Origin of the sequence: Chryseobacterium sp. HR92, assembly GCF_045689405.1 — a bacterium.
In the GTDB taxonomy this organism is placed as follows: domain Bacteria; phylum Bacteroidota; class Bacteroidia; order Flavobacteriales; family Weeksellaceae; genus Chryseobacterium; species Chryseobacterium viscerum_A.
In genome coordinates, this window is record NZ_CP139139.1 from 1,895,707 (window position 1) to 1,910,188 (window position 14,482).

Below are 14,482 nucleotides of genomic sequence, written 5' to 3' on the forward strand. Positions count from 1 at the left end.
AGGTCAAATTTGAAGAAAATACGACTTATTCCTTTAAATTTGTACGGAATAATGGATAAAGAGAAATCTTCCCCAAAATTTCCAATACAGATGGATTTAAAGAAGGAAACTTTAAATTCAGAAAAGTAAAAAGAAAAATAAATCTAATATTAAAAATCTGACATCTAATTTTAATAATGTTACAGAATCAAAATCATCAACAATTAATGACCGATCTAAAGGAGCTGGTAGACAAGACTAAAAGTCAGGTTGCAGCTCAGGTAAACTCGGCAATGGTGGTTTTGTACTGGAAAATTGGACAAAGAATAAATAAAGATATTTTAGAAAATAAAAGAGCTGAATATGGCAAAGAAGTCATAGTACAAATTTCTCAACAGCTTACATTAGATTTCGGAAATTCATTTTCTGAAAAGAATATCCGAAAAATGATACAGTTTGCCTCTGTTTTTGATGATTTTGAAATTGTCGCATCAGCGATGCGACAATTATCATGGACCCATTTTTTACTTCTTATACCTATTTCTCAAGATACTAAAAGAAACTTTTATCTTGAAGTTTGTAAAATTGAAAACTGGAGTGTTAGGGTCTTGAGAGAAAAAATCAATTCTCTGCTTTTTGAGCGAACAGCAATAAGTAAAAAGCCTGAAGAAATAATAGATAAAGAGCTGAAAAACTGGTCTGAAAATAATATTTTAAATCCTGATTTGGTTTTTAAAGACCCTTATTTTCTTGATTTTTTAGAATTGAAAGATACCTTTTCTGAAAAAGACTTAGAAGAAGCAATTATTGTTGAGCTTCAAAAATTTATTTCTGAATTGGGAACTGATTTTGCCTTTCTTTCAAGACAAAAAAGAATCACAATAGATAATAGGGATTACTATCTGGATTTACTTTTCTATCATAGGAAACTAAAATCTTTAGTCGTTATCGAACTGAAATTGGGTGAGTTTGAAGCCAGCCATAAAGGTCAGATGGAACTCTATCTCTCATACCTTAATAAATATGAAAAAGTAGAAGGTGAAAATGCACCCATTGGTTTAATCCTTTGTTCAGGAAAAAATTCCGAACATATTGAACTTATGAATCTGGAAAGTGATAATATAAAAGTTGCAGAATATTTACTTATCTTACCTTCAGAAAAAGTTTTGCTTGAAAAATTGCATCGTTCAATAGAGATAGCAAGAAATAAATTTGAAAATAAAAAATAAATCTAATATTAAAAATCTGACATCTAATGTCTAATAACAAAAGAATTTTCGTAGAAAAAAGAGGAATTTTCGATGTTGAAAGTCCAAAAATTTTTGATGAAGTAAAAGCGGTGGTTCCGGCTGTTCAAAGCGTAAAAGTATACAATGTATATGATATTTTCAATCTGAATGACGGAGAATTTGAAAAAGTGGTGAATAACACTTTCGTAGACCCTGTCACTGATATTTTACACACAGGAAACCCTGCAAAAGCTATTCATTTCGGAATGGAGTTTTTGCCGGGACAGTATGATCAGAGAGCAGATTCTGCACAGCAGTGTATTGCATTGCTTACAGAAAATGAAAAATCAAAAGTAAGAAGTGGAAAACTGATCGAATTTGAAGGAGTTTCTGAAGCGGATTTGGTTAAAATCAAAGACCTTCTGATCAACAAAGTAGAATCTCAGGAAAAAGATTTATCAATTCTGGATATTCCTGCAGATGAAACGCCATCAAAAGTAATCATCCACGAAAACTTCATCAATTTCAATGATGCGGAACTGGAGAATTTCTATAACAACCACGGTTTTGCATTAGGATTAGACGACTTGAAATTCATTCAGGAATACTTCAAAACTGAAGAGAGAAATCCTACGGAAACAGAATTAAAAGTATTAGACACCTACTGGAGTGATCACTGTCGTCATACGACTTTTGAAACCCAGTTGTCAGACATTCAGTTTGAAGGTCAGTTCAAACACACATTGGAAACTATTTTCAATGATTATATCGAAAAAAGAAAATTCTTAGGCCGCGAATTGAAGCCAATTTCCTTAATGGATCTGGCAACAGTATGCGGAAAATATTTCCATAAAACAGGAAACCTGGATAATCTTGTTATTTCAGACGAGATTAATGCATGTACCATTCAGATTGAAGCAGAATACGACGGTAAAAAAGAACCTTGGTATTTATTATTCAAAAATGAAACTCATAACCACCCAACGGAAATTGAACCTTTCGGAGGAGCATCCACTTGTTTGGGAGGTGCTATCAGAGACCCATTATCCGGAAGATCTTTTGTTTTCCAGGCTATGAGATTAACAGGTGCTGCAGACGTTTTAGAATCTGTTGACAAAACATTACCAGGGAAATTACCTCAGAAAACTATTACAAAGCAGGCTGCTAACGGATATTCGTCTTACGGTAACCAGATCGGTCTTGCCACTACAATGGTTTCTGAAATCTATGACGAAGGATACAAAGCCAAGAGAATGGAAGTAGGTTTCGTTACCGGAGCTGTTCCTGTAGACTGGGTAAGACGTGAGAAACCTGAAAACGGTGATTCAATCATCATTTTAGGAGGTGCAACAGGTCGTGATGGAGTAGGAGGAGCAAGCGGAAGCTCAAAAGAGCAGGACGAAACTTCTATCCATACTATGAGTTCTGAAGTTCAGAAAGGAAATGCTGTAGAAGAGCGTAAAATCCAGAGATTATTTAGAAATCCAGAAGTAACGAAGCTGATCAAAAAATCAAACGACTTCGGAGCAGGAGGTGTTTCTGTAGCGATTGGTGAAATTGCAGACTCTTTAGAAGTAAATCTTGATGTATTACCATTAAAATATGAAGGATTAAACGGAACCGAACTGGCTATTTCTGAATCTCAGGAAAGAATGGCGGTAGTTGTAGATCCTCAGGATAAAGAAAAATTCATCAGATTCTGTGAAGCTGAAAACATTGTTGCCGTAGAAGTAGCAAAAGTGACAGATTCAGGAAGAATGCAGATGTTCTGGAAAGGAGACAAGATTGTAGACCTTTCAAGAGCTTTCTTAGACACCAACGGATGTTCAAAATCTCAGGAAGTGAAAATCACTCACCTTGAAGAAGTAAAAGAAGAAACAAAAGAGTTCACAGCAGAAAACTTCCTGAATATCTTAAAAGATAAAAACGTAGCTTCTCAAAAAGGACTGCTTGAAATGTTTGACTCTTCAATTGGAGCAACTACAGTAGCAATGCCTTTAGGTGGAAAGTACCAGCAAACCCTGATGGAAGGAAGTGTACAGACACTACCGATATTAGGAGCAAAAGATATTAAAACCGTTTCTTTGGCAAGCTGGGGATTCGATGCTGAAATCTCAAAACAAAACTCACTGTTAGGATCATCTTACGCTGTAGTGGAGAGTGTTGCGAAGATTGTAGCGATGGGAGGTGATTATAAAAACATCAGACTAAGCTTCCAGGAATACTTCGAGAAATTAGGTCAAAACCCGGAAAAATGGGGTAAACCTTTAGCTTCACTTTTAGGAGCCTATGATGCTCAGATCAATTTAGGTCTTGCTGCCATCGGAGGTAAAGATTCCATGAGTGGAACGTACCAGGATCTGAATGTTCCACCAACCTTGATTTCTTTTGCATGTGCTAACGGAGATAAAGAAAATATCATTTCTCCTGAATTGAAAAATGCAGGAAACAAACTGTATTTCTTCAATCATATCGCTCAGGAAAGTGGACTTCCAAACTATAATGCTTTAAAAGAAGTTTTTGAATTCATTTTTGAAAACATCAAAGCAGGAAAAATTGTTTCTGTGAAAACAGTAAAAGAAGGAGGTCTTGCAGTAGCTTTAGCAAAAATGAGTTTCGGAAACAGATTAGGGGCTGAAATCAATGCTGATGAAACTGTTTTATTGGCTAAAAATATCGGTAGCTTAATCATCGAAGCAAAAGAAGAATTAAACTCGGTTGCTCTTCAGCTTATCGGAGAAGTGAAAGATTCAGGTATTGTAAAAATCAATGGTCTTGAATCAAACATTACAGACCTTGTAGCTGCTAATACCAATACATTCGAGAACCTTTTCCCGACTGTAGAAAAAGAAAAGATCACGGTTGAAATTGATGAAAAATCAAATTCAATCCATCCAAGAAATATCATCATTAAAAAACACGGAATTGCACAGCCTAAAGTTTTCGCTCCGGTATTCCCTGGAACAAACTGTGAGTATGATACGCTGAATGCGTTCCAGAAAGAAGGTGCTATAGTAAGCAGTTTACCTTTGATCAATATCAATCACCAGTTATTGGATGAAAGCATTGATGCATGGGTAGAAGAGATCAGAACATCTCAGATTCTGGCATTCTCAGGAGGTTTCTCTGCAGGAGATGAGCCGGATGGTTCTGCAAAATTCATCGTTAACGTTCTGAAAAACGAGAAAATGAAAAATGCAGTTCATGAATTATTAGACAGAGACGGGATGATCATCGGGATCTGTAACGGATTCCAGGCACTTGTGAAGTCAGGACTGCTGCCATACGGAAGAATCAAAGACTTGGATGAAAACTCTCCAACGCTAGCTCACAACGCGATCAGAAGACATATCTCTCAGATGGTAACAGTACAAGTAGTGAATGACGAAAGCCCTTGGTTAAAAGGAATGAAAGGTCAGACTTTCACCATTCCGATTTCCCATGGAGAAGGACGTTTCATGGCTTCAGAAGAAGAAATCAAAAAGCTGTATGAAAACGGACAGATTGCAACTCAATACATTGATCTTGATGGAAACATTGCTCACGGAATGCCATTCAACCCGAATAATTCATTATTCGGAATTGAAGGAGTTACCAGCCCATGTGGAAAGATCTACGGAAGAATGGGACACCCGGAACGATTTGCTGAAGGTCTCATGAAAAATATACCAACCGCGAATTATCACAACATATTCAAAAACGGTGTTGAATACTTCAAATAACAATACAAGAAAAATGATCGTCATCCATGGCGGTCATTTTTCGTCTTTAGTGGGTTTTTACGAAGAAGCTTCCAGTGTTCTGATGAAAGATGCAGACTGGAAAGTAGGAACTCTGGACGGCTTTGATGATATTCTCTACGGAGGTTTCGGAATATTTGAAAATAAAGAAAAAATTGAAATCATCTGGAAAGAATCAAAGAAATCAAAAGACGACTTAGGTTTTGCTGCCACCTGTGAATTCTATGAAAACAAAATCAGACAGGGAAAACCTTTCAACATAGAATTAATTCAACAGAAACTGGATGATTTGACAGAAGGAAAAGGACAGACTCTTTTTGATATTCTGGTAGAAATAATAGAATCACATACTAATATTAGGCTGAGACTGGAATAATGAGTAATGAAGGGGAATTTTGAAACTTTAATACTTTTCAGCTAGCTTTATCAAATCAACTTGTTGATTCATTCTTTGCTTCCTGGAATCAACATAATAACAATAAAACCTTTGCGTTAAAAAAACAGAATAAATATTTAACTATTAAGAATAATAAAGGTTTTAAGCAAAGTTAAGATTCATCAATGATGAATAAGGTATTCCTCTTAATAATTCTTCACTCCTTATAAAATCTTAATGGTTCAAACAAAAAGTAAGAGCCAGCGTTAAAATCCTATAAATACAACAGTTTTATAATCAGTCAATAATTTTCTTCCTATTTTTACTGAAACAAAAATAGAAAACAATAAAAGTTGAATGAAGAAAATTACTTACGGGCTGTTCTTCGGTGACAGCATTACTTACGGGGAATATGACGGTGTTTTTGGAGGTTGGGTAGATATTTTAAAAAGATATGCCTTGCAGCAATTTCACGAAGGAAATGGAGATGAGCTGATCTTATTCAATTTAGGAATCGGAGGAGAGACTACAGAAGGATTACTGAAAAGAATTCCCCACGAACTCAGTGCAAGAAATTCTGCAGACGGAAACATCGTTTTTTTAAGCTATGGAGCTAATGATCTTGCCATAAAAGAAGGAGTACAGATTGTAGATCCTGAAAAATTTAAAAACAATATGAGTACTGCCATTGCGCATGCCAAGGAATTTTCCAGCGAAATTTATCTTGTGAGTATTCTTCCTTTCTCCCAAAAAATAGATGGAGTAGTAGTGAGCTCAGGGAAATTAAGAACAAACGGGGAAGTTGTTGTTTATAACCAGATCCTTAAAGACCTTGCCTCAGAACATTCATTAGGATATATAGATTTTTACGCTGCATTTTTAGAAGATAAAGAGATTCTATTGTCTGCAGACGGAGTGCATCCCAACGAAAAAGGCTATGGAATGATGGCTGAAGTCGCAATCCCAATTATTGAAAAACATTTATAATGCCCAATTTATTTTCTTACGGAACCTTACAGAAAGAACAGGTTCAAATGGAAACCTTTGGAAGACTTTTACAAGGTGAAAAAGATGTCTTATCAGGATATAAACTAAACAGTATTGAAATTACAGATCCTGAAGTACTGCGGAAAAGCGGTCAGAAATACCATCCTGTACTTCAGTTTTCGGGGAATGATGAAGACCTGATAGAAGGAGTGCTTTTTGAAGTAACAGAAGCGGAAATCCTTCAGGCAGATGAATATGAAGTGGATGACTACAAAAGAATTGAAACTGTTTTTAAATCCGGGAAAAAAGGGTTTATCTATGTCGGGAAATAGTCATTGCGGGTAAGGAGAAGCAATCTCAACAAACTTTACTATTCAAATTTACAAGACAAAATTACATTCAATAGGAGTGGGCTTTAGCCCACTCATTCTATAAAACAGAAATCCATGGCTTTAGCCAAAACTTAAAAAAAGATTTTAAACCCATTTAAAAAACTCCTGACATACCCTTGTCACAACCTGTCTTTATCTTTGTCACATAACAAAAAATCAAGAAATGAATAACGTGAAAATAGAACCTTTTAAGGTTATCGGGATCTCAGTAAGAACAACCAATGAAGATGGGCAGGCTGCAAAAGATATTCCTGTGTTATGGGAAAAATTGATTAACGGGGATATTCTCAATTCAATTCCAAATAAGATAGACAATACCATTTATTCCATCTATACAGATTACGAAAAAGACGATACAAAGCCTTATACAACAGTTCTTGGCTGTAAAGTGCAAAACCTGGATAATATTCCTGAAGGGATGATCGGTTATTCTTTTGATGGTGGAGACTACGTGAGATTTACCACAAAAGGAGATCTTTCAAAAGGCTTGGTGATCAATGAATGGCTGAAAATCTGGGAAATGGATCTGGGAAGAAAATTTACCGCCGATTTTGAAATCTATGGAGAAAAAGCACAAGATCCGTCAGATGCGGAAGTGGATATCTTGATTGCGGTAAAATAAGATGAAAAAAAACTTGCCTTCACAGACTTTTGAACTGAAGACGTGAAATTCCCCTCCCTCGGAAGGGTGGCAAAAATTCTTTGAATTTTTGACGGGGTGGTCAGAACCTACAGGAACAACAGTTTTATAGCCTTCATCAATCTTACAACATATTTTCCATACACCAAAACCCCAACAATCACCGATGCAACGGCCGTCAATACAACAGCACCGGCAGCAATATCTTTAATAAAGCCGATTCTTTTGTCGAAATTGGGTTGAATGATATCACAGATCTTTTCAATGGCAGTATTGAAAATTTCAGCACTTAAAACAGCAAATGAGGCGATGATAACCAAAGCTGTGTCTGTGTTGTTTAGTTTAAAATAAAAAATAAGAAAGAGATTGACAAAGAAGGCCAGCAGCTCAATCTGGAAATTTCTTTCCGTTTTTATCATCATGAAAACACCCCGGAAAGCATTGAGAAAACTTTTATGAATGGGAGGTTTTTGCATAATTCTGAACTTTTCAGGCAAAGATAACCTTTGTATTTTGATTGTTGTGAATTATCTTTTATATTTGAAATAGGATATTATAAAAGAAAACGATCAACGTTTATCCTCTTTTGCCTCCAATACTGATATTTTAATGAGTTTTGAAGGAGAAAAGAATAAATACAAATTGGAATAAAGTGAATGTTTTGATGAAAATTTCAGAATCAAAAGAAATTTAAGCATAATATCAAGGCTCAAAACAAATTAAGGATCTTTGTGAAAAACTCCTCCATATTATTCTTTTCTTTATTGTATCTATTTATTATATTTGTAGAAACTTATTTTATAAATCTATGAAATTTATTATTTCAAGTGGTGAACTGCAGAAGGCGTTGCAAACTGTAAGTGGCGTAATATCAAGCTCTCAATCGAGACCGATTTTAGAAAACTATCTTTTTGAATTAGACGGAAATAATGTTACCATTACAGCATCTGACGGCGAGACAACTCTTGTTACTTCCCTGGAAGTAAAGTCTGATGATACAGGTAAATTTGCTGTTCCTGCTAAAATTTTTCAGGATTTTATCAAGACATATGGTGAACAGCCTCTGACATTTGTTGTAAAAGACAATGCCGAAGGAACTGGAAGCCAGCTTGAGATTTTAGATGAAAAAGATAATTTCGCAGTAGCATTAGACAATGCTGATGACTATCCTGAATTACCGGAATTTGACGCTTCCCAAAGTGTTACGATGCCGGCAGGAGTTTTGTCTGAAGCTTTGACAAACACACTATTCGCTACAAGTAACGATTCTCTTCGTCCGGTAATGACAGGAGTGCTTTTCCAGTTTGGAGAAAACGAAACCAATTTCGTTTCTACAGACTCCCACAGATTGGTGGTGTACAAAAGAGCAGACCTTATGAATGCTGAGCCGATGGAGTTTATCATGCCTAAAAAGCCTCTGAACATTTTCAAAAATATTCTGGCAAGTTCCAATGAAGACGTTACGATCGACTTTAATGAGAATATGGCCAAATTTACTTTTGGTAAGCATATATGGATCTGTAGACTGATTGATGGAAAATATCCAAACTATACAGCGGTAATTCCAAAGGAAAATCCAAATGTATTGACAATCAACAGAAATCTTTTATTAGGAGCTATCAAAAGAGCATCTATCATGTCTAATAAATCTACCAATCAGGTAAGATTCAAGCTTTCCGGAAATATTCTTCACCTTCATGCAGAAGATACTGAATATGCAAACAAAGCAGACATGCAGATTCCTTGTGACTACAACGGAGAAGATATCAATATCGGATTCAGTTCTAAATTCTTAACTGAGATGCTAACGATCTTAGGATCTGATGATATCACCATGAAAATGTCTCAACCTAACAGACCAGGGATCATTGAACCTCTTGACGGTCTTGAAGAAAACGAAAATATCTTAATGTTATCAATGCCAGTAATCGGATTATAACATTAACGTATATAAATAAAAGAAAGCTGGAATTTTTCCGGCTTTTTTTGTAATCCTGCATTCCGGTTCATAGTTGTAATGATGTGGAATTGACTTAGGAATTATGAGCGTCAAAGTAAAAGTATAGTAAGAAAAACATTTTAATAAGCATGAAAAAAATAACAATTCTCGGATCACTTATCTGCTCTCTATGGGCTTTCTCTCAGAAGAGTGCAAAAATGTATTATGAGCATACGAAAGATATTATTACTTACTATGCTGATAATATTGAAATCTATCCCATTTCAATAACATTTTCAGAGCAGCCGGAAACAGAAAACTTGAAGAGTCCGGAAGCATTTAAAATGATCAGAGTACTGCCTCCTAAATCAACAAAAAACAAAATTGCTTATTTTGTTGTCAATGATAATAAAAAAGGTTGGAAAATCAAGAAAATGCCTGCTTATTATACATTGGCTGGAGATGCAACGATAAAGACTTATGATGCTGACTATATATATGATCTTCCTTTTCAAAAAGGGAAATCCTTCAATGTTTATCAGGGGTACAATGGAATATTTTCTCACCAGAACGAAAACTCTTTAGATTTCGTAATGCCTGAAGGAACAGAAATTACGGCGGCAAGAGAAGGTAAAGTGATTGATGTTGTTCAGAGTAATAATACAGGATGCCCTACATCAAGTTGTGCTAATCAGGCCAATTATATTTCAATTTTACATTCAGATGGAACCATTGCACAGTATTTTCATCTGAAGCAAAATGGGGTTAAAGTTAACATAGGAGATGAGGTTAAAAAAGGTGATTTAATAGGATTAAGCGGCAACACAGGCTGGACAAATGGTCCTCATTTACATTTCCAATGCTTTCTTCCCGATCCTTCAAAACCAAAGCAGAAAAATACTCTTAAAACCCTTTTCAGAACTGGTAACGGAAGCAAAAATGAATATCTGGCAGAGAAAAAAACATATTCAAAAGAGTATTAAACAGATCGTGTTATTTGTGAATCATTAGAGGTATTAGTGTTTAAAAGATACTAATTATGAAAATAAAAATACAGTTATACCACACCTCAGATTTTCCTTCAGAACTCACTACTGAAAATTACAGTGTTGTTCTATGGAAAGGTTCCGGTGTTTTCTCTGTGGATGATATTAATTATTCTTACAGTGGATACAATATACTGTTTCTTTCCCCTTATCAAAAACTGAAACTGGCTTCGGAGTCTGATGAAAATATTTATATGCTTTTCTTCCATGGTGATTATTACTGTATCGAATATCATAAAGAAGAAGTGGCCTGTAACGGGCTTCTTTTCAATAATATTTACCTGAATCCTGGCGTTGAGCTGTCAGAAGAAAACTATAACTATATTCTCGAACTTTTTAATCACATCAAAAAAGAAGATTCTGAAAAACATCAGTTTTCAGAATCCATTATCAAAACTTATATTCAGCTTATTCTTGCCATTGGCAGTAAACAGAAAAGCAGTATTGAAAACAGTGTGATTTCTAGTGAAAAAATTCCTAATAAGAACGCTTTTGAATTTCAGAAACTGCTGGAAATTTATTTTAAAAATGAAAAAGAACTGTCATTTTACAGTGACAAGCTGAATATAACCAATAATACATTAAGCAAGGCTGTAAAAAAAGAATTTGCGAAAACACCCACGCAGCTTATCAATGAAAAAATTATCCTGGAGTCAAAAAAACTGCTGCATTTAACCTTTAGATCTGTAAAGGAAATTGCTTCAGAACTGGGATTTTCCGATGAATTTTACTTCAGCAGATACTTTAAAAAGTCGGTAGGATGTTCCCCAAAAAAATATAGAGAACAGGTAGGAATCTCTGTGGTGGCGAAAATGTCCATGTAATGTCCTCAAATATCTATGTTGGCGCTGTAGGCATGTGAATACCTTTGTTAAAAAAATAAATCACATGCAAGACAACAGACTTTACCACCGTTTATTAGAGTTGGATACCTGGTTTTTCAATTTTCTCAGAATTTCAATCTTCATTGTTATGGCCTGGATTGGAGGCTTGAAGGCTTTCCATTACGAAGCAGAAGGAATTGTGCCCTTTGTAGCCAATAGTCCTTTCATGAGTTTCTTCTACAAAAATGCCGGGAATAAAGTTCTTAATGAAGACAAAAAACCTGTTGCAGAATATACCTTGTATAAAAACCCGGAAGGAAAAGTTATTCAAAAAAATATTGATTGGCATACAAAAAACGGAACCTATATTTTTTCCTATGGCTTGGGAACAATGATTCTCGTTATCGGATTTTTTGTGTTATTCGGAATTTGGTTTCCTAAAATCGGAGCCGTTGGTGGTTCTTTAACATTTTTAATGTCACTCATTACGCTGTCATTTCTTATAACCACTCCTGAAGTTTACGTGCCTAATCTGGGCGGAGATTATCCTACGCCTCAGTTTGGGTTTCCTTATCTGTCCGGAGCAGGGCGTTTGGTCTTGAAAGATATTATCATGATGGCCGGAGGGCTGGTAGTATTTTCTGATAGTCTGAAGAAAGTATTGAAACCGTCTGCCCAATAGATTCATCAATCAGAAGAAGAATTATTAACGAAAATTAATTCTCTTAAAGTCGCTTCTAAATTTCTCTATTTCTCAAAAAAACACGACATTTGTAGCTCGAAAAATCATACCGGAAAGGGTGTGGGATTTCAAATAAAAGTTTCAAAATAGAGCAGATGAAACCTTAGAGCTCATCTGACGAATTAAATAAGTAGATAGATTAACAAATGAAAATATCAAACAACTGGCTGAAGGACTTTGTAAAAACGGAATCAAAAACTGAAAGAATCGGTGAATTCCTTACAGATATAGGTCTTGAGGTTGAAGGGATAGATAAATTTGAAAGCGTAAGAGGCAGTCTGGAAGGAATTGTTGTAGGTAAAGTATTAACCTGCGAAAAGCATCCGAATGCTGACAAACTGAAGAAGACAACAGTAGACGTAGGAAACGGAAAAGTATTGAATATTGTTTGTGGAGCTCCTAACGTAGAAGCTGGGCAGACAGTTCCTGTAGCAGTTGTCGGAACAAAAATCTATGATAAAACCGGAAACTTTTTTGAAATTAAAGAAGCAAAAATCAGAGGTGAGGTTTCTCAGGGAATGATTTGTGCAGAAGACGAATTAGGTCTTAGCGAAGATCACGGAGGAATCATGGTGCTGGACGAAACAAAATATGAAGTAGGAAAAAACTTTGCTGATTATTTTGAGCTTACCAATGATGAGGTGTTTGAAATCGGATTAACGCCGAACAGAACAGATGCAATGTCTCACTATGGGGTTGCAAGAGATCTTCATGCGTATCTTTCTACAAACCAGCTGAAATCTCAATTTAACAAAGTAGCTTCTGAAGCTTTGAATAATGAAGGAACTCATGATTTCACTCTGGAAATTGAAGATGCAGAATTGTGTCCAAGATATATCGGAGCTGTTATTGAAGACATAAAAGTAGCAGAATCCCCATCTTGGTTAAAAGACAGGCTGAAAGCAATCGGCCTAAGCCCAATTAACAATATTGTAGATATTACAAATTATATTCTTCACGGGTACGGACAGCCGCTTCACGCATTTGATGCAGACAAAATTGCAGATAAGAAAGTGAAAGTAGGAGTTGTAAAACCGGGAACAAAATTTACCACTTTAGACGGGGTTGAAAGAACATTGAACGGTTCTGAGATTATGATCAAAGACGGTAAAGATAACCCAATGTGTATTGCCGGGGTATTTGGTGGAGAGAATTCAGGAGTATCAGAAACTACAAAAACAATATTCCTTGAAAGTGCTTACTTCAACCCGATTGCGGTAAGAAAAGGAGCAAAAGCCCACAGTTTGAATACGGATGCTTCTTTCAGATTTGAAAGAGGAGTAGACCCAAATCTTACAAGAACGGCTATCACTCATGCTATTAAGATGATTCAGGAAATTGCTGAAGGAAAATTAGTAGGAGAGTTATTGGAAGAATATCCTAAGAAAATAGAAGACAATTATGTGATCCTGAGATTCTCTAAAATTGAGCAGATTTTAGGAACAAAAATTCACAGAGAAAAAGTAAAAGAAATCTTAAAAGCATTGGAAATTCAGGTTTTAAATGAAATTCCTAATGGTTTTGAAATCTCTGTTCCTGCTTACAGAGCAGATGTAACAAGAGAAATTGATGTAATTGAAGAGATCTTAAGAATCTACGGATACAATAAAATTGACGCCCCACAGAAAATTTCGTTTACCCCTGTTAAGCTAAGTGCTAACGATCAGGATGAACTGGAAAACAGCTGGGCAAGAGCTTTACAAAGTATTGGTTTCAACGAAGTAATGAACAACTCATTGACTTCTGTAAAAGATGAAACTGATGCCGTAAAGTTGTTAAATCCTCTAAGCGGGGATTTAGCATTCATGAGAAAATCTTTATTGGAAGGACTTCTTCAGAATGCTGTATATAATATCAACAGAAAGAATCAGGACATTAAATTCTTTGAATTAGGAAAAATTTATCACAAAAAAGATAAATACGAAGAAAGAAAACAATTGGCTTTGTTGGTTTCCGGTAGAGATGTTGCCGAAAACTGGCTTCAGCCAAAATCTGCAGTAAGCTTCTATAACCTTAAGGCTTATGTAAAAGTTTTATTGGAAAGATTGGCTGTAGATTATAAAGAAACTGCTCTGTCTGATGAAAGATTTTCTGATGCATTGGTATATGAAGCAGATGGTAAAGCTTTGGTGAGAATTGGAAAAGTAGCTCCTGCTTTATTAAAAGATTTTGATATTGACCAGGATTGTTTCTATGCAGAAATCGAACTGGAATATGCTCAGGAATTACGTTCTAAAAACGAATTGAAATTCAAAGACATCCCGAAATTCAACAAAATCAGAAGAGACTTAGCTTTATTGATTGATAAAAATGTAAACTATCAGGATTTATATCAGACGGCTAAAAAGAACAAATCTCCATTCATTAAAAATATTAACCTATTCGACGTGTATGAAGGTAAAAATCTTCCTGAAGGCAAGAAGTCTTATGCAATGAGCTTTGAACTGTTGAACGAAGAAAAAACACTGGAAGAAAAAGAGATTACAGAAGTAATGGATTCTCTGATCAAAGCTTTCCAGAAAGAATTCAATGCAGAGTTGAGATCTTAATACTTGAAAATATACTTCACGATAAAAGAAACGGACTTT

12 protein-coding genes are annotated in these 14,482 nt (G+C 35.4%); 11 read left to right on the plus strand and 1 reads right to left on the minus strand.

Annotated features, from left to right (window positions below):
• The first annotated feature begins 206 nt into the window (after positions 1-206).
• The 6 genes from SFA27_RS08400 (at position 207) to SFA27_RS08425 (ending at position 7,325) form a co-directional block, all read left to right on the plus strand.
• A complete protein-coding gene (locus SFA27_RS08400) occupies positions 207-1,208 on the plus strand; it encodes a YhcG family protein (RefSeq protein WP_407297627.1) in 1,002 nt (333 codons plus the stop codon).
• Positions 1,209-1,234: 26 nt separating this feature from the next.
• On the plus strand, positions 1,235-4,930 hold the full coding sequence (locus tag SFA27_RS08405; protein WP_407297629.1) for a phosphoribosylformylglycinamidine synthase: 3,696 nt from the start codon (positions 1,235-1,237) through the stop codon (positions 4,928-4,930).
• Positions 4,911-5,324, plus strand: coding sequence for a ribonuclease inhibitor (locus SFA27_RS08410; protein ID WP_407297631.1), 414 nt, complete (start codon positions 4,911-4,913; stop codon positions 5,322-5,324). The genes SFA27_RS08405 and SFA27_RS08410 overlap by 20 nt, the downstream gene beginning before the upstream one ends.
• Before the next feature lie 357 nt (positions 5,325-5,681).
• Entirely contained in the window at positions 5,682-6,311 is a 630-nt protein-coding gene (locus tag SFA27_RS08415) for an SGNH/GDSL hydrolase family protein (protein ID WP_407297633.1), read from the plus strand.
• On the plus strand, positions 6,311-6,643 hold the full coding sequence (locus SFA27_RS08420; RefSeq protein WP_264517583.1) for a gamma-glutamylcyclotransferase family protein: 333 nt from the start codon (positions 6,311-6,313) through the stop codon (positions 6,641-6,643). The genes SFA27_RS08415 and SFA27_RS08420 overlap by 1 nt, the downstream gene beginning before the upstream one ends.
• Positions 6,644-6,866: 223 nt before the next feature.
• Complete coding sequence (locus SFA27_RS08425) at positions 6,867-7,325, plus strand: GyrI-like domain-containing protein (protein WP_407297635.1); 459 nt, start codon at positions 6,867-6,869, stop codon at positions 7,323-7,325.
• A gap of 107 nt (positions 7,326-7,432) precedes the next feature.
• Here SFA27_RS08425 and SFA27_RS08430 read toward each other — a convergent pair whose 3' ends face one another.
• Complete coding sequence (locus SFA27_RS08430; protein ID WP_407297637.1) at positions 7,433-7,819, minus strand: diacylglycerol kinase family protein; 387 nt, start codon at positions 7,817-7,819, stop codon at positions 7,433-7,435.
• A 332-nt stretch (positions 7,820-8,151) separates the two neighbouring features.
• Between SFA27_RS08430 and dnaN the strand changes: the two genes are divergently transcribed.
• The 5 genes from dnaN (at position 8,152) to pheT (ending at position 14,443) form a co-directional block, all read left to right on the plus strand.
• On the plus strand, positions 8,152-9,282 hold the full coding sequence (gene dnaN / locus SFA27_RS08435; RefSeq protein ID WP_034699704.1) for a DNA polymerase III subunit beta: 1,131 nt from the start codon (positions 8,152-8,154) through the stop codon (positions 9,280-9,282).
• 149 nt (positions 9,283-9,431) lie between these two features.
• Complete coding sequence (locus SFA27_RS08440) at positions 9,432-10,265, plus strand: M23 family metallopeptidase (protein ID WP_407297639.1); 834 nt, start codon at positions 9,432-9,434, stop codon at positions 10,263-10,265.
• Between the two features lie 56 nt (positions 10,266-10,321).
• A complete protein-coding gene (locus SFA27_RS08445) occupies positions 10,322-11,152 on the plus strand; it encodes a helix-turn-helix domain-containing protein (protein ID WP_407297641.1) in 831 nt (276 codons plus the stop codon).
• A 64-nt stretch (positions 11,153-11,216) separates the two neighbouring features.
• A complete protein-coding gene (locus SFA27_RS08450; RefSeq protein ID WP_407297643.1) occupies positions 11,217-11,834 on the plus strand; it encodes a DUF417 family protein in 618 nt (205 codons plus the stop codon).
• 206 nt (positions 11,835-12,040) lie between these two features.
• Positions 12,041-14,443: a phenylalanine--tRNA ligase subunit beta gene (pheT, locus tag SFA27_RS08455; protein ID WP_407297645.1), complete on the plus strand. Its 2,403-nt coding sequence runs from the start codon at positions 12,041-12,043 to the stop codon at positions 14,441-14,443.
• Positions 14,444-14,482 lie beyond the last annotated feature (39 nt).

Excerpts from the sequence above, each read along its gene's own strand:
- SFA27_RS08400 (WP_407297627.1), top strand. The coding sequence starts at position 207 with ATGACCGATCTAAAGGAGCTGGTAGACAAGACTAAAAGTCAGGTTGCA.
- SFA27_RS08405 (WP_407297629.1), top strand. The coding sequence starts at position 1,235 with ATGTCTAATAACAAAAGAATTTTCGTAGAAAAAAGAGGAATTTTCGAT.
- SFA27_RS08415 (WP_407297633.1), top strand. The coding sequence starts at position 5,682 with ATGAAGAAAATTACTTACGGGCTGTTCTTCGGTGACAGCATTACTTAC.
- SFA27_RS08420 (WP_264517583.1), top strand. The coding sequence starts at position 6,311 with ATGCCCAATTTATTTTCTTACGGAACCTTACAGAAAGAACAGGTTCAA.
- SFA27_RS08425 (WP_407297635.1), top strand. The coding sequence starts at position 6,867 with ATGAATAACGTGAAAATAGAACCTTTTAAGGTTATCGGGATCTCAGTA.
- SFA27_RS08430 (WP_407297637.1), bottom strand. The coding sequence starts at position 7,819 with ATGCAAAAACCTCCCATTCATAAAAGTTTTCTCAATGCTTTCCGGGGT.
- dnaN (WP_034699704.1), top strand. The coding sequence starts at position 8,152 with ATGAAATTTATTATTTCAAGTGGTGAACTGCAGAAGGCGTTGCAAACT.
- SFA27_RS08440 (WP_407297639.1), top strand. The coding sequence starts at position 9,432 with ATGAAAAAAATAACAATTCTCGGATCACTTATCTGCTCTCTATGGGCT.
- SFA27_RS08445 (WP_407297641.1), top strand. The coding sequence starts at position 10,322 with ATGAAAATAAAAATACAGTTATACCACACCTCAGATTTTCCTTCAGAA.
- SFA27_RS08450 (WP_407297643.1), top strand. The coding sequence starts at position 11,217 with ATGCAAGACAACAGACTTTACCACCGTTTATTAGAGTTGGATACCTGG.
- pheT (WP_407297645.1), top strand. The coding sequence starts at position 12,041 with ATGAAAATATCAAACAACTGGCTGAAGGACTTTGTAAAAACGGAATCA.